This window comes from Streptomyces sp. NPDC054863 (assembly GCF_053610825.1).
In genome coordinates, this window is sequence record NZ_JBSGZD010000191.1 from 1 (window position 1) to 15,087 (window position 15,087).

Annotated in this window: 12 protein-coding genes; 4 read left to right on the forward strand and 8 right to left on the reverse strand. The window is 70.6% G+C overall.

Going from position 1 to position 15,087, the window contains the following annotated elements:
- The first annotated feature begins 134 nt into the window (after positions 1–134).
- Complete coding sequence (locus ACWGIG_RS26985) at positions 135–356, forward strand: acyl-CoA carboxylase subunit epsilon (protein ID WP_453324278.1); 222 nt, start codon at positions 135–137, stop codon at positions 354–356.
- 143 nt (positions 357–499) lie between these two features.
- Here the strand turns inward: ACWGIG_RS26985 and ACWGIG_RS26990 are convergent, their stop codons facing one another.
- From ACWGIG_RS26990 to ACWGIG_RS27025, 8 genes are all read right to left on the reverse strand, one after another.
- Entirely contained in the window at positions 500–1,081 is a 582-nt protein-coding gene (locus tag ACWGIG_RS26990) for a GTP-binding protein (RefSeq protein ID WP_185034326.1), read from the reverse strand.
- On the reverse strand, positions 1,062–1,670 hold the full coding sequence (locus ACWGIG_RS26995) for a DUF742 domain-containing protein (RefSeq protein WP_453324272.1): 609 nt from the start codon (positions 1,668–1,670) through the stop codon (positions 1,062–1,064). Before ACWGIG_RS26995 ends, ACWGIG_RS26990 begins: the two co-directional genes overlap by 20 nt.
- A 142-nt stretch (positions 1,671–1,812) precedes the next feature.
- Positions 1,813–2,226: a roadblock/LC7 domain-containing protein gene (locus tag ACWGIG_RS27000; protein ID WP_030980891.1), complete on the reverse strand. Its 414-nt coding sequence runs from the start codon at positions 2,224–2,226 to the stop codon at positions 1,813–1,815.
- A 10-nt stretch (positions 2,227–2,236) separates the two neighbouring features.
- Positions 2,237–5,704, reverse strand: a complete 3,468-nt coding sequence (locus ACWGIG_RS27005) for a nitrate- and nitrite sensing domain-containing protein (protein ID WP_453324273.1) — start codon at positions 5,702–5,704, stop codon at positions 2,237–2,239.
- A 412-nt stretch (positions 5,705–6,116) separates the two neighbouring features.
- Complete coding sequence (locus ACWGIG_RS27010; RefSeq protein ID WP_362416163.1) at positions 6,117–6,704, reverse strand: GTP-binding protein; 588 nt, start codon at positions 6,702–6,704, stop codon at positions 6,117–6,119.
- Complete coding sequence (locus tag ACWGIG_RS27015) at positions 6,685–7,101, reverse strand: DUF742 domain-containing protein (RefSeq protein WP_362416166.1); 417 nt, start codon at positions 7,099–7,101, stop codon at positions 6,685–6,687. The genes ACWGIG_RS27010 and ACWGIG_RS27015 overlap by 20 nt, the downstream gene beginning before the upstream one ends.
- A gap of 149 nt (positions 7,102–7,250) precedes the next feature.
- Positions 7,251–7,664 (reverse strand): roadblock/LC7 domain-containing protein, encoded by a 414-nt coding sequence (locus ACWGIG_RS27020; RefSeq protein WP_185034582.1) that lies wholly within the window; start codon positions 7,662–7,664, stop codon positions 7,251–7,253.
- A gap of 9 nt (positions 7,665–7,673) precedes the next feature.
- The gene (locus tag ACWGIG_RS27025) at positions 7,674–11,951 is read right to left on the reverse strand and encodes a nitrate- and nitrite sensing domain-containing protein (protein ID WP_453324274.1); all 4,278 of its coding nucleotides are present in this window, start codon (positions 11,949–11,951) and stop codon (positions 7,674–7,676) included.
- A 503-nt stretch (positions 11,952–12,454) separates the two neighbouring features.
- Between ACWGIG_RS27025 and ACWGIG_RS27030 the strand changes: the two genes are divergently transcribed.
- From ACWGIG_RS27030 to gltX, 3 genes are all read left to right on the forward strand, one after another.
- Positions 12,455–12,676: a hypothetical protein gene (locus tag ACWGIG_RS27030; protein ID WP_453324275.1), complete on the forward strand. Its 222-nt coding sequence runs from the start codon at positions 12,455–12,457 to the stop codon at positions 12,674–12,676.
- 108 nt (positions 12,677–12,784) lie between these two features.
- The gene (locus ACWGIG_RS27035; RefSeq protein WP_453324276.1) at positions 12,785–13,570 is read left to right on the forward strand and encodes a fumarylacetoacetate hydrolase family protein; all 786 of its coding nucleotides are present in this window, start codon (positions 12,785–12,787) and stop codon (positions 13,568–13,570) included.
- A complete protein-coding gene (gltX, locus tag ACWGIG_RS27040) occupies positions 13,563–15,047 on the forward strand; it encodes a glutamate--tRNA ligase (RefSeq protein WP_453324277.1) in 1,485 nt (494 codons plus the stop codon). Before ACWGIG_RS27035 ends, gltX begins: the two co-directional genes overlap by 8 nt.
- The last annotated feature ends 40 nt before the right edge of the window (positions 15,048–15,087 follow it).

A 15,087-nucleotide genomic window follows, 5' to 3' on the forward strand; every position in this document is an offset into this window, starting at 1 on the left:
GCCGAAACCCGCTCGGTCCTCATCGCCTCACTCGCGATGCTGCGCAACAAGCACGCGGACCTGCCGTCCCGCAAGCACGGCAACCCGCCCCAGTAATTCTTTCTGCCGGAGACGACGAGACGGAGACGACGAAACTGATGAGCACCCCTGCCGATACGGCTGCCACGAAGAACCTGCTGCGTGTGGAGAAGGGCGAGGCGGCTCCCGAGGAGCTGGCCGCGATCACCGCGATCCTGCTGGCGCGTGCCGCCGCGCGTCCGGCCGAGGTGTCGGCCCCGCACGGCCGCACGGCCGCCGGCTGGCGCCGGCTGGAGCGGACACCGGGATTCCGGGCCCCGCACAGCTGGCAGGGCTGACACCCTCCGTACGCGAGCACACCGAAGGCCCGGCACCCCACCACGGGGGCGCCGGGCCTTCGGCATTTCAGGGGCGCGGGGCGCGGGGAACTGCGCGAGCAACCACGACGCACCCGCACGTGTTCCCCGCCCGGCAGGCCGCCCTACCGCAGCCGCGCCATCAGTGCGTGCTCGACCAGCGTGATCAGCGCGCTCTTCGCGTCCGCGCGGTGGCGTGCGTCGGTGGTGATGATCGGGGTGTCGGGCCCGATCTGGAGGGCCTCGCGGACCTCCTCCGGGTTGTACGGCTGGTGGCCGTCGAAGCCGTTGAGGGCGATGACGAACGGCAGTCCGCTGTTCTCGAAGTAGTCGACCGCCGGGAAGCAGTCCGCGAGGCGGCGGGTGTCGACCAGGACGACGGCGCCGATGGCGCCTCGTACGAGGTCGTCCCACATGAACCAGAAGCGGTCCTGGCCCGGCGTACCGAAGAGGTACAGGATCAGGTCCTGGTCCAGCGTGATGCGGCCGAAGTCCATGGCGACCGTGGTGGTCGTCTTGTCCCCGGTGTGGGTGAGGTCGTCGATGCCCGCCGACGCGGACGTCATGACGGCCTCGGTGCGCAGCGGGTTGATCTCCGACACGGCTCCGACGAACGTCGTCTTGCCGACGCCGAAGCCGCCCGCCACCACGATCTTCGCGGAGGTTGTGGAGCGGGCTGCTCCGCTGCTAGAGCTTGCGAAGTCCACTGAGCACCCTTTCGAGCAGTGTCACGTCTGGCTGACCGCCCGCGGCGTCGTCGCCGCCGGGCTGGTGAATGGCGACGAGTCCGGCCTCTGCCAGGTCGGCGACGAGGATCCGGGCAACGCCGAGGGGGATGGAAAGCAGTGCCGAGATCTCGGCGACAGACTTGATCTCACGGCACAGGTGGCAGATCCGCTGGTGCTCGGGCAACTGCCCTTGCAGCCTCGCGGGTTCCGCCGTCGTACTGACCAGCGCCTCGATGGCGAGCTGGTAGCGGGGCCTGGTACGGCCGCCCGTCATGGCGTACGGACGCACCAGAGGGTTGTGAGTGCCGCCCGGGGCGGACGACGAGGGCGAGCCGGGACCGCGGCCGGCCGCCGGACGCGGCTGCACCGGCTGGATGCCGGGCTGCTGGGCGCGGTGCGGCGGCTGCGGGGGCTGCTGCTGGTAGGGACGGCTCTCGTACGGTGAACGGCTGGGCGTGGAGGGGAAGTTGAAGCGGTTCTGCGAGGGGTCGCCGGGACCACCCTGACCCTGTCCCGGGCCGCGGCCATAAGGCCAGTCGGCCGACGAACCGTTTGGGGGCGTTGCCACGTTCTCCTCCTCCGACTGCACTGCGGGCACCATGCACTGTGGAGCCACGTCCCCGAACCCTAAAGCCCGGGGACGCCAATACGCACGGGGTGTCTGCTAGTTGAGAACACTTGTGTCTGCTTGTTCGACTTCTTGGGTTCGCCTAGTTGAGCAGGCTGCCCTGGAGCTCCGCCCGCAGATCCGGGGTCAGCACCGTGCCTGCCCGGTCCACGAGCAGTGCCATCTCGTAGCCTACGAGGCCGATGTCGGCATCGGGGTGCGCAAGCACCGCGAGCGAGGATCCGTCGGAGATGGACATGATGAAAAGGAATCCACGCTCCATCTCCACCACTGTCTGGTTGACGGCGCCGCCCTCGAAGATCCGAGAGGCACCGGCCGTCAGTGACGTCAGCCCGGAGGCCACCGCCGCCAGCTGATCGGCACGGTCACGGGGGAATCCTTCGGACATCGCCAGCAGGAGTCCGTCGGCGGAGACCACCACCGTGTGGGAAACACCAGGGGTGTTGTCCACGAAGTTGGTGATCAACCAGTTCAGATTCTGCGCCGCCTGGCTCATCGGGCTCACACTAACGCTCCTGGTTGTAGGTACTACCCGGTCCACTGTGCTGATCGTAAGTGGCCGCTTGGTTCTGGTCCGTTCCCGCACTGCGTCCCCGCTGGACGCCGCGGCGCAGGTTGCTCAACCTGCCCCGTACGTCCTCGGGGGCGCGGGAGACCTGGGGGCCGCCCTGCGGGCTCTGCTCCGCGGTGCCCTCGACCAGGTTGGCCTTGGGAACCCGCTTGGGAAGGCCGGAGGGAGTGATCCCGCCCGCCTTCGGGTCCTTGAGCTTCTCGGCCCGCTGCCAGCGCTCGTCGTTCGACGTGCGCCAGGCGCTGTCCGCGGCCTCGCCGTCACCGGCGGCGTTCTGCTGCTCAGCACCCTGCGTGCCGTCCTGCGGAGCGGCGGACCGCTGCGGGAGCTTGGCCAGCGGGGGGCGAGGCGACTGCGGGGGCTGCGGTGCCTGGGAAGTCTGCGGTGCCCCGGGCGCCTGCTCCCCTTGCTCCGAGCCGCCGGCGGACTTGCTGTGCCGGCTGAGCATGCTCTCGGGACCGGACTGGCTGCCGCGGCGCGGAAGGCCGGCGTCGGTCATCGCGTGACCGGCGCGCGGTGCGGGAGGGGTGGGCCCCGGACGGTCGAAGCCTACGGGGTCCTGCGGTGCTTCGGGAGTCTCGGGAGAAGCCTGACCGGATTCCGCCTGTGCCTGGTACGAGGGGTCGTACGCGGCCGGGAAACCGTTCTGGTCCTGCCAGTTGGCCTGCTGCGGCTGCTGGGACTGCTCCTCGTAAGCCTGGTACTCGGGTTCCGGATAGCCCTGCTGCGGCTGCCCCTGCTGCGGCTGCCCTTGCTGCGGCTGCCCGGCGTACGGCTCGGTCGAGCCGAAGGAGTCGCGGGGGCCGAAGCCGTCGAAGCCGCCGGAGGAGGCAGGGGGCGCGGCCGGGTAGCCGTGCTGGTCGTAGCCCGGCTGCTGCTGACCCTGCTCCTGGTAGGAGGGGTTCTGGTACGAGGGGTCCTGGTACGAGGATTCCTGGTAGGGCTCCTCGTACCGCTGCTCCTCGTACCCGCCCTGCTGCGGCACCTCGTCGCGGAACAGCGGGCGGTCGTCGCCCTGTGCGGGCCTGCCCTCCAGGGCGGCCCTGCGCTCCTCGCGCTGCAGCGAGCGGTTCACCGGATCGAGCGGTGTCCGGCCCGGGGCGTTGCCCGGCTGACCCGGCTGTCCCTGCGGCGCCTCGTACTGCGAGTCGTCGAAGCCGAGTTCGGCCGCGGTCCGCATCGGGGCGCTCTCGAAGGCGGGCGGCTCGGGGGCGGTCTGCTGCTCCGCCATGATCGAGGAGACCGTGAAGTCGCCCTGCGGCAGGTTCTCGCCGCCGCCACCGTGGGTGATCGCGTCAGGGAGCATGACCAGCGAGGTCGTACCGGCCTGCTCGCCCGAGGGGCGGAGCTGGACGCGGATGCCGTGCCGGTCGGCGAGACGGCCGACCACGAACAGGCCCATGCGCTGCGAGACCGCGGCGTCCACCGTCGGCGGGTTGGCCAGCTTGTGGTTGATGTCCGCGAAGTCCTCGGGGGTGAGCCCGATGCCCTTGTCGTGGATCTCGACCATCACGCGGCCGTCGGGGAGACGGGTCGCGTTGACGCGGACCTTGGTCTGGGGGGACGAGAACGTGGTGGCGTTCTCCAGGAGCTCGGCGAGCAGGTGCACGAGGTCGGTCACGGCCTGGCCGTGGATCTCCGACTCGGGGACGCCGGTCAGCTCGATGCGCTCGTACGACTCGACCTCGGAGGAGGCGGCGCGCAGGACGTCGACCAGCGGAACCGGCTGGTTCCAGCGGCGGCCAGGCTCCTCGCCGGCGAGGACCAGGAGGTTCTCGCCGTTGCGGCGCATGCGGGTGGCCAGGTGGTCGAGCCGGAACAGGCTCTCCAGCTGGTCGGGGTCGGCCTCGTTGTTCTCCAGGTCGGTGATGAGGGTCAGCTGGCCCTCGATCAGCGACTGGTTGCGGCGCGAGAGGTTGGTGAAGATCGCGTTGACGTTGCCGCGGAGCATGGCCTGCTCGGCGGCGAGCCGGACGGCCTCGCGGTGCACCTGGTCGAAGGCGCGGGCCACTTCGCCGATCTCGTCGTGCGAGGTGATCGGGAGGGGCTCCACGCGGGTGTCGACCCGGCCGGGTTCCGTACGGGAGAGCTGGTCGACGAGCATCGGCAGGCGCTGCTCGGCGATGGAGAAGGCGGCGGTGCGCAGGCGCTTCATCGAGCGGCTCATCTGGCGGGCGACCGTACCGGCCAGGACGAAGGCGGCGAGCAGGGCGACCACGACGATCGCACCGTTGATGATCGCGTCGTTGCGGGAGTCCTCGGAGATGACCGCGGCGTCCTTGACGGCCTTGTCGACGAGCTCGTTCTCGATCTGCGAGTAGCCCTCGAACTTGGCGGTCGCGGCGGCCATCCAGGTCTGGGGGACGATGCCCTTGGCCGCCAGCGCCCGCTTCGACTGGCCCTTGCAGATCTCGGCGGCCATGCCGTCGAGGATCGAGCCGTTCTTGCTGGGCGGCGTCGGCAGGGGCTTGCCCGCGGCCTGCGCGGCGGCCTTTGCCTCGGCGAGCTTCCCGGCGCCCTCGTCGGCCTTGCCCTTCATGACCTCGCGGAGCCGGTCCACGTCGTGCTGGGTGCCGCCCGACGCGTACTCGCCGAGGGCGATCGTCTCCAGGTAGTTGTACGAGCAGAACGCCTTGACCTGGCCGTCGAAGATCGCGCCGTTGCCGTTGCCGCCGGGGCGGACCAGCAGGTGCATGCCGATGGCGCGCTGCAGCGACTCGGCGGCCTTCGCCAGCTCGACCGCGTACACGGTCCGGCCGTAGGAGGTGATGTTGCCCGAGCCGAGGCTCAGCTCGTTCGACACCTCCATCAGGAAGTGCTGGACGTCGCGGTAGCCCTCTTCGGTGGCGACCGGGTTCTTGTTCTCGACGCCCGCGGTGTACGCGCTCTCGCGCAGCGCCGGGAGCTTCGGCTCGGCCTCCCGGATGCGGCGCAGGCGGTTGGCCAGGCCCTGGTTGTCCGGCATGCCCTTGACCGCCGTGTCGAACTTCTGCTTCGCGGAGTCGGTGACGGCCTTCGCCGCCATGACGTCCTTGCCCTCACGGCTGCCGTTGGCGAGCAGGGGCGCGGCGGTCAGGTCGCGCTCGTTGAGCAGCGCGTGGCCGTACTCGGCGGCGGCGCGCACGATCAGCGCGGTCTTCTCCGCGTCCTGCGCCTTGCGCCAGTTGTTGATGGAGCCGTTCACCTGGAAGCCGCCCATGACGAGGGCGACCATCACGGGTACGAGGAGGATCGCGTTCAGCCGGGTGGCCACCCGCCAGTTGCGGGGCGACATCCGGCTGGCGCTGCCGCCCTGCGGTGCGTCCGCGGGTACGTCGGCGCCGCCCGTCGCCGCAGTGCGCGACGGCGGGGTGAAGTTGCCCCGCGTCTGCTGCTCCGCGGAGCTCTTCTTGCTTCGCCTCACTCGACCAACAACCTCTCGGCGTCGGCACCTACGCTGTGCCGGTTCGTTCAGGGCGGTACTGCGTTCAGGGTCGTACCGACTGCTCGTACTACTCGTACTTACTCAGGAGTTTCGCCGAATTCCAGCACGGCCGACGGTTCTGAACCAAACAGCCGGGAGGCGGCCTCCCTAGTGGCCCATCCCTCAGATAAAACGGGCATAAAGAACGAGCCCCGTCAAAAGACGGGGCTCGTGTGAGCACAGCGACACCGAATGAACGCGCCGGGTTGCCTTGCTCCTGCAATTCTCTTTCGAAACGTTATGAATTCCACGGCGGAGCAGGGGCGGAGAGTGTCGTACACCACAACCCGCCCCGGTTCGGCTACGACAACTGCCGTATGCCGCGCCCCACTTGTGTCCTACTTTGGCCGGGCTACTTCAGCCGCGCCATCAGTGCGTGCTCGACCAGCGTGATCAGGCCGCTCTTCGCGTCCGCGCGGTGGCGTGCGTCGGTGGTGATGATCGGGGTGTCGGGCCCGATCTGGAGGGCCTCGCGGACCTCCTCCGGCGTGTACGGCTGGTGGCCGTCGAAGCCGTTCAGCGCAATCACAAAAGGCAGTCCGCTGTTCTCGAAGTAGTCGACCGCCGGGAAGCAGTCCGCGAGACGGCGGGTGTCGACCAGGACGACGGCGCCGATGGCGCCCCGTACGAGGTCGTCCCACATGAACCAGAAGCGGTCCTGGCCCGGCGTACCGAAGAGGTACAGGATCAGGTCCTGGTCCAGCGTGATGCGGCCGAAGTCCATCGCCACCGTCGTGGTGGTCTTGCCCCCGGTGTGGGTGAGGTCGTCGATCCCCGCCGAGGCGGAGGTCATCACGGCCTCCGTGCGCAGCGGGTTGATCTCCGACACGGCTCCGACGAACGTGGTCTTGCCGACGCCGAAGCCGCCCGCCACCACGATCTTCGCGGAGGTGGTGGAACGGGCCGCGCCCGTCGCGCCGTCAGAGCTTCCGAAGTCCACTGAGCACCCTTTCCAGCAGCGTGACGGCCGGCGTTCCGTCGGCGTCCGCTCCCTCGCCCGGCTGGTGGATCGCCACCATGCCGGCCTCGGCCAGGTCGGCGACCAGGATGCGCGCGACGCCGAGCGGCATCGCCAGCAGCGCGGAGACCTCGGCCACCGACTTGACCTCGCGGCACAGGTGGCAGATCCGCTGGTGCTCGGGGAGGAGCGTGGACAGGTGTGCCGGATCGGCCGTGGTGCTGACCAGTGCCTCGATGGCGAGCTGGTAGCGCGGCCTGGTCCGGCCGCCGGTCATCGCGTAAGGACGTACCAGCGGCTGGTCGCCCTCGTATGCGTCGTACGGCGCGTCGGTATGCGCGCCGCCGTACGAATCGTGAGAGGCGGGGGGCGGGGTCATGGGTCCTCCGGGCATGACAGCAGGGTGTCGGCGTGCCGTCTGACGGGGCCGGTGGGGGGATCGGGCTTACGGCCGGACGGTGTGAAGCTTTTCGGGGAATCTTCTGGAACGAGGGGTGCCGCGCGGGGGTACGCGACGGGGGGCGCGGTCTAGTGGAGCAGGCTGCCCTGGAGTTCCGCACGGAGGTCCGGGGTGAGGACCGTGCCCGCCCGGTCGACCAGCAGCGCCATCTCGTACCCGACCAGACCGATGTCGGCGTCGGGGTGCGCCAGCACGGCCAGGGACGAGCCGTCCGAGATCGACATGAGGAAGAGGAAACCCCTCTCCATCTCGACCACGGTCTGGGCGACCGGGCCGCCCTCGAAAATCCGGGACGCACCGGCCGTCAGCGAGGTCAGCCCGGAGGCCACCGCCGCCAACTGGTCGGCACGGTCACGGGGGAAACCTTCGGACATCGCCAGAAGGAGTCCGTCGGCGGAGACCACCACCGTGTGGGACACCCCGGGGGTGTTGTCCACGAAGTTGGTGATCAACCAGTTCAGATTCTGCGCCGCCTGGCTCATCGGACTCAACTAACGCTCCTGCTGGTGAGTGGGGTCAATGGTGCGGAAACTGCCAGTGGTGCCATTGGTACCGGCCTGGCGGCCCTGCTGAATGCCCCGGCGAAGATTGGTCAGCCGGCCACGCACGTCATCGGGCGCACGGGAGACCTGCGGACCACTCTGATGGTTCTGTTCCTGCGCAGTGCCCGGGACCAGGTTGGCCTTCGGGACACGGCGCGGAAGTCCTGAGGTGGTGACACCACCGGCGGCGGGCTTGCGCACCCGCTCGGCCTGCGAGGCGAGTTCGTCGTTCGGTGAAGGGCGCCAGTTCGGCTCGGCGGCCTCGCGCTCGGGAGCGGAGGCACCCGGCTGCTGCGGCACGGAAGCGGCCTGGCCCTGCTGCGGGCCCTGCTGCCCCTGCTGGCCCGGTCCGCCGGGCTGCTCGCCGTGGAACCAGTTCGACTCCAGCGTGTCGAAGAGCGGCGTGCGGCCGTCTCCGGGACCGGCGGGCGGCAGCGAGTCGGACGACTGCTGCGGCTGCCGGGCCTGCGGAGCCTGGGGCGCCGCCTGCTGGTGCTGCGGCCGGTCCTGGCGCTGCTGCGGGGCCTGCGGAGGCGTCTGCGGCGGGCCCTGCTGCGAAGTGGGCCGCGCGGGCAGGCTCGCCACGGGGCGCGGCGCACCGAAGTCGGCTTCGCCGCGGCCACGGCCGTCCGTGCCGCCCTCGGGACCGCGCGGGCGCGGGGCGTTCGGCGACTGCGGCAGGCCGGTGGGCGGCGCCGGAGTGGTGGGGAAGCCGGGGCGCTCGTACGAGCCGGTGTGGTGCGAGCCGGCGTCGTGCGCACCGGTGTCGTGCGCACCGGTGTCGTGCGCACCGGTGTGGTGCGTACCGGTGTCGTACGGGTCCACCGCCGGGCCCTGGAACCCGCGTGCGTCGGCCTGCGGGAACTGGCCCGTGGCCGCCGGGTCCTGGAAGCCGCGGTTGTCCGCCTGCGGGAACTGGCCCGTCGCGGCCGGGTCCTGGAATCCACGGCCGACCTGCGGGAACTGCCCGGTCGAGCCGGGGCCCTGGCCCTGGCTCTGCTGACCGCGCACGTCAGGACGCTCGAACTGGCCGCTGGTGCTGTTGCCCTGCTGACCGCGCACGTCGGGGCGCTCGAACTGCCCGGACGTGGAGGAGAGGTCGGCCTGCGGGAACTGGCCCGTGGCCGCCGGGTCCTGGAAGCCGCGGTTGTCCGCCTGCGGGAACTGGCCCGTCGCGGCCGGGTCCTGGAATCCACGGCCGGTCTGCGGGAACTGCCCCGTGGCGGCCGGGTCCTGGAAGCCGCGCGTGTCGGCCTGCGGGAACTGGCCCGTGGCCGCCGGGTCCTGCCGGACGTCCGGACGCTCGTACTGGCCCGTCGTCGAGCCCGTGCCTGGCGGCGGCCCGTTGAAGTCCGGGCGGTCGAACTCGGCGGTGGAGCCGGGACCCTGGCGGTCCGCCGTCTCCTCGTGGCCGCGCGGCGCGTCGGCCGCGTTCGGCCTGGCGCCCCAGCTCGTACCCGGCTGACCGTCCTGCGGTGCGTTCGGCGGGGTGGGCCGCTGCGGGGCCGCCGGGTTGCCGCCGGGCAGCTCGGCACGCGGACCGCCGGCCCGGGGGAGCGAGGCGGGAGCGCCACGCTCCGGCTCGGGCGCACTGCTCTGGCGTACGTCCTCACGGCCGCCGCGACCGCCGCCGAACGCACCGGCGAGACCGCCGCGCTTCGGGGGACCGGCGGGCGCCGGGTTCGCGAGACCCGCTCCGGGCGTACGCCCCGGCAGCGCGGCCGGCGCGGAACCGGCCGCGACCTGGCGCCGGGGCGGCTCGGAACCGAGCAGACCGGGACCGCCCTGCGGCGCACCGGGACGGCTGCCGGGGCCGCCGCCCGCACCGGGACCCGCGGGCAGACCGGGACGTGCACCGGGACCCGCGGGCATCTGCGGTGCACCGCCCTGGCCGCCGGGAGCGCCCGGAGCACCGGGCTTGCCGGGAAGCTTCTTGCCGCCCTGGGCGACGTCCACGGGGAGCATGACCAGCGCGGTCGTACCACCGGAGTCGGACGGGCGGAGCTGGATGCGGATGCCGTGTCGCAGGGACAGCCGGCCGACCACGAACAGACCCATCCGGCGCGACACCGAGACGTCCACGGTCGGGGGAGCGGCGAGCCGCTCGTTGATCGCGGACAGGTCCTCCGGCGACAGGCCGATGCCGGTGTCGTGGATCTCGACGAGCACCCGGCCGTCGGGCAGCGCGTGACCGGTGACGCGCACCTTGGTCTGCGGCGAGGAGAACGACGTCGCGTTCTCCAGGAGCTCTGCGAGGAGGTGCACGAGGTCGTTGACGACGCGTCCCGCGACCTCGGTCGAGGGGACCGAGGAGAGTTCGATGCGCTCGTACTGCTCCACCTCGGATGCGGCGGCACGGAGCACGTCGACCAGCGGCACGGGCCGCGTCCAGCGGCGGCCCGGCTCCTCGCCCGCGAGGACGAGGAGGTTCTCGCCGTTACGGCGCATACGGGTCGCGAGGTGGTCGAGCTTGAAGAGCGAGGACAGCTGGTCCGGGTCGGCCTCGCGGGCCTCCAGCTCGGAGATGAGCGAGAGCTGACGCTGGATGAGGCCCTGCGAACGGCGCGAGAGGTTGGTGAACATCGCGTTGACGTTGCCTCGCAGCAACGCCTGCTCGGCGGCGAGTCGTACGGCCTCGCGGTGCACGTCGTCGAACGCGGACGCCACGCGGCCGATCTCGTCCCGGCTGTGCACACCGACGGACTCGACGGTGGTGTCGACGTCCTGCGGGTCCGACTCGGAGAGCGCCTTGACGAGCTCGGGCAGCCGGTCCTGGGCGACCCGGGTCGCGGTGTCCTGCAGCCTGCGCAGCGAACGGATCATGGAGCGGGCCACCACGAAGGCGCCGACGAGCGAGACGCCGAGCACCAGGAGGATGACCGCACCGGAGATGATCGAGGAGCGCTCGGAGTCGGCCTGGAGCTCGCGCGCCTTCTGGTCCATCTGACTGAGCAGCGTGGCCTCGATGCGCTTCATGGCCTGGATCTCGTTGCTCGCCTGGTCGCCCCAGTCCATGTAGGACCGCTTCTGGACGCGGGAGATGCCGTTTTCCTTGGACAGCACGTCGTGCGCGTACGTGTCGGCGCGCAGGGCGTCGGGGCTGCCGTGCTCCAGGACGTCGAGCAGCTTCTTCGCCTCGGTGTCGCCGTAGATCCGGGTGAAGGTGGTGAGCGCGTTGCGCTCGTTCTCCAGGGCCGACTTGCCGAAGAGCCGGTCGCTCTCGTGGAGCTGGGTCTTCTGGCTCGCGTCGTCCGGGTTGGCGGGGAGCGCGCCCGCGATGATCGCGCGCTGGATCGAGGCGTACTCCTTGGCGGACGAGAACGCCGCCAGGGCGCGCGTGCGCTGGATCATCTCCCGGCTGGAGGTGGCCTGCGCCATGTCCTGCGAGAGGCTCAGCAGGGAGGTGATCAGGTTGCTGTACTCGCTGACGGTCTGCGAGTTGCCCGCGCCACCCTGGTCCTTGAAGGCCTCCGAGCGGATCTGCTTCAGGTTCTGCAGCTTGACCGAGATCTCGGTGAGGCTGTGCCGGATGCTGTTCAGGGACGAGTCCGACTCGCTGCCGGTGTCGACGTCGCTCGTACCGGTGAGGAAGGCCTCCCGCATGAGGTCGGTCTTGTCCGTCTCGGCCTTGACCGTCGGGTCGGAGCGCTCGGCGCCGTTGTGCAGCGGGCCTGCCGTCTTGTCGCGCTCGTTCTGCAGAGCCGCGGCGAGGTCGGTGGCCTGACGGGTCATCTTGGTCAGCAGCTGCATGTGCTCCAGCTGCTGCATGTCGTCGAGGGACTCCTGGATACGGAGGCCGCCGAGCGCGGTCGCCGCGACCACGGGGAGGGCCAGCAGCGAGACCAGACGGGTGCTGATGCTCCAGTTGCGCAGGGATATTCGGGTGCCCGCGCCGATCGGCTTCGGGGTCTTGGACGCCTTCTGCTTGGGCGCGCCGGGGCCGCCGGGGGCCGCCGGGCCCTCCTGGCCGCCGCCGAAGGCATTGCCGCCGCCACCGAAGGCGCCACCGCCGCCGCCGAACGCTCCCTTGCCGCCCGCACCGTTGCCGCCTGCGCCGCCGGAGGGTCCTGGCCGGGCAGCTCCGCCGCCGGCCTGCGCCGGGCCCCGGTTCTGGGGGCTCTGCGGAGTCTGGGCGTGCTGGGGCTGGGGCGATGAGCCGCGGTCGGTCCCGCCGCGCGGCTCCTGCTCCGCCGCAGCGCTGCCATCCCTCTTGAAACGTCCCTGCACTAGCGTCGCAACCTCTGGACCAGGCGTCCTGCCGCTGAGCGGCACAACGGTGTCGAGTCGTGGGGTACCGGATCATCCCCATTGGGTGGTCGTGGTGACCGCGGTCCGGGGAATTCCAGCACAGTGCAGGATCTCCAACAAGGCCCGAGGGGTCCGGTGCACCGGGAGTGACGCTTTGTGCCGGATGAGTCACCAGTCGTAGGATCCTTTCCCCTACGAAATGGACAATTACCCACGAGTCGCTTACGGGTGGGGGGTGCCCCAGTCGAGACGATCAGGAGCGGAATGAATCCTTCAGGTATGCAATGTCCGTTTCTGCCCGCAAGATCAACAGCCTGAAATGCGGCATTTGCCCAACAACTCGTGAGGAAACTCACACGAAGATCCCTGCACATTCCCGGCTTTGGCCGGGAAGCGGATGTTTAGCCTGGCGCTTTACAGGGATTGCGAATCCGACCAGCCGGCGCCCGCGAGGCGTCCCGACGACAAGGTGCGACCTACACATGACGACGACGAAGACGGCGAAGAAGCCGGCCCCGGCGATCCGCAACCTGGCCAACCCGCAGCGCACCACGCTCGCCCACCTGGACTCCTCCGCGACCCCCGCCGCGGCGGCGCTCCCGGAGTACGCCCAGGAGCTCCCCACCGTCACCGCGAACTCCCGCCGCACCATCCTGATGGTCGCCCCGGAGCCCCAGCAGCAGCCCGTGGCCGTCTCCGCCTGACCTGCCCCGGCGCGCACTCCCGGCCGACGGGGCCGGGTCCGCACCCCCACCCGCGTTAGCCTGGAGCGTCAGACTTCAGCCAGCTCAGGTAAGGGGCGCAGGCACACAGTGCGCATCGCCAGATTCTCCATCGACGGCAATGTCGCCTTCGGCGCGGTCGAGGGCGAGGGAACCATCGGATCGGGTGGCCTCGTCCTCGACATCATCAAGGGCATTCCGTACGCCGACTTCGAGCTCTCCGGCGTCAAGGTCCCGCTCGACAAGGTGAGGCTCCTGCCGCCCGTCCTCCCCAGCAAGGTCGTGGCCATCGGCCGCAACTACGCGGAGCACGCGGCGGAGCTCGGCAACGAGGTCCCGGACGTCCCGGTGGCCTTCTTCAAGCCGTCCACCTCCGTCATCGGCCCCGGCGACCCGATCGCCTACCCCTCCTTCTCCTCCGAGCTGCACCACGAGGCCGAACTGGCCGTGGTCATCGGCCGGATGTGCCGCGAGGTCCCCCGCGAGCGCGTGAAGGACGTCGTCCTGGGCTACACCTGCGCCAACGACGTCACCGCCCGCGACGTGCAGGAGCGCGAGAAGCAGTGGGCCAGGGCCAAGGGCTTCGACACCTCCTGCCCCCTGGGCCCCTGGGTCGAGACCGACCTCGACCCCTCCGACCTCACCATCCAGTGCACGGTCAACGGAGAGCAGCGCCAGCTCGGCCGCACCAGCGACATGGTCCGCTCGGTCGCCGACCTCGTCGCGCACGTCTCCGAAGCGATGACCCTCCTCCCCGGAGACGTCATCCTCACCGGCACCCCCGCGGGTGTCGGACCCCTGAACGTCGGCGACGAGGTCGCCGTCACCATCGAAGGCATCGGCACTCTCACCAACAAGGTGATCACGCGTGGCTAACACTCCCTCCGCCCCCGTCCGCGTACGGTTCTGCCCCTCCCCGACGGGCAACCCGCACGTGGGCCTCGTCCGTACCGCCCTGTTCAACTGGGCGTACGCCCGGCACACCGGCGGCACCATGGTCTTCCGCATCGAGGACACCGACGCCGCGAGGGACTCGGAGGAGTCGTACCAGCAGCTCCTCGACTCCATGCGCTGGCTCGGCCTCGACTGGGACGAGGGCCCGGAGGTCGGCGGCCCGCACGCGCCGTACCGCCAGTCCCAGCGCATGGACCTCTACAAGGACGTCGCCGAGAAGCTCCTCGCCGCCGGCCACGCGTACCACTGCTACTGCTCCACCGAGGAGCTGGACGCCCGCCGCGACGCCGCCCGCGCCGCAGGCAGGCCCTCCGGCTACGACGGCCACTGCCGCGACCTCACGGACGCGCAGAAGCAGGGTTACGAGGCCGAGGGCCGCCCCGCCATCGTCCGCTTCCGCATGCCCGACGAGGCGATCACCTTCACGGACCTGGTCCGCGGCGAGATCACCGTCCTGCCCGAGAACGTCCCGGACTACGGCATCGTCCGCGCCAACGGCGCGCCGCTGTACACCCTGGTCAACCCGGTCGACGACGCGCTGATGGAGATCACCCACGTCCTGCGCGGCGAGGACCTCCTGTCCTCCACCCCCCGCCAGATCGCCCTCTACCGGGCACTGATCTCCCTCGGCTTCGCCAAGGAGATCCCCGCCTTCGGCCACCTGCCGTACGTCATGGGCGAGGGCAACAAGAAGCTCTCCAAGCGCGACCCGCAGGCGAACCTCAACATCTACCGCGAGCGCGGCTTCCTCCCCGAGGGCCTCCTCAACTACCTCTCCCTGCTCGGCTGGTCCTTCTCCGCCGACCAGGACATCTTCACGATCCCCGAGCTGATCGAGAAGTTCGACGTCGCCGACGTCAATGCCAACCCGGCCCGCTTCGACCTCAAGAAGGCCGAGTCGATCAACGCCGACCACATCCGGCTCCTCGACCCGAAGGCCTTCGCCGAGGCCTGCGAGCCCTGGCTGCGGGCCCCGCACGCCAACTGGGCCCCCGAGGACTTCGACCGCGCCGCCTGGGAGGCCATCGCCCCCCACGCCCAGACCCGCGTCACGGTCCTCTCGGACATCACCGCCAACGTCGACTTCCTCTTCCTCAAGACCCCGGTCGAGGACGAGGCGTCCTGGACCAAGGCGATGAAGGGCGACCCGGCCGCGCTCCTGACCTCGGCCCGCGCGACGCTGGAAGCGGCCGACTGGTCGGACCCGGAGTCCCTCAAGAACGCGGTCCTGGCCGCCGGCGAGGAGCACGGCCTCAAGCTCGGCAAGGCCCAGGCCCCGGTCCGCGTCGCCGTCACGGGACGCACGGTCGGCCTGCCCCTCTTCGAGTCCCTCGAAATCCTGGGCAAGGACAAGACCCTGACCCGCATCGACGCAGCCCTGGCAAAGCTCGCCGCGTAAGCGTTTCCGGTACGCACGAGGAGGGGCGGCAGCCGATCGG

What these genes read in the sequence shown, in the direction of transcription:
- ACWGIG_RS27030 (WP_453324275.1), top strand. Translation starts at nt 12,455, where the DNA reads ATGACGACGACGAAGACGGCGAAGAAGCCGGCCCCGGCGATCCGCAAC.
- ACWGIG_RS27015 (WP_362416166.1), bottom strand. Translation starts at nt 7,101, where the DNA reads ATGACCCCGCCCCCCGCCTCTCACGATTCGTACGGCGGCGCGCATACC.
- ACWGIG_RS27020 (WP_185034582.1), bottom strand. Translation starts at nt 7,664, where the DNA reads ATGAGCCAGGCGGCGCAGAATCTGAACTGGTTGATCACCAACTTCGTG.
- ACWGIG_RS27000 (WP_030980891.1), bottom strand. Translation starts at nt 2,226, where the DNA reads ATGAGCCAGGCGGCGCAGAATCTGAACTGGTTGATCACCAACTTCGTG.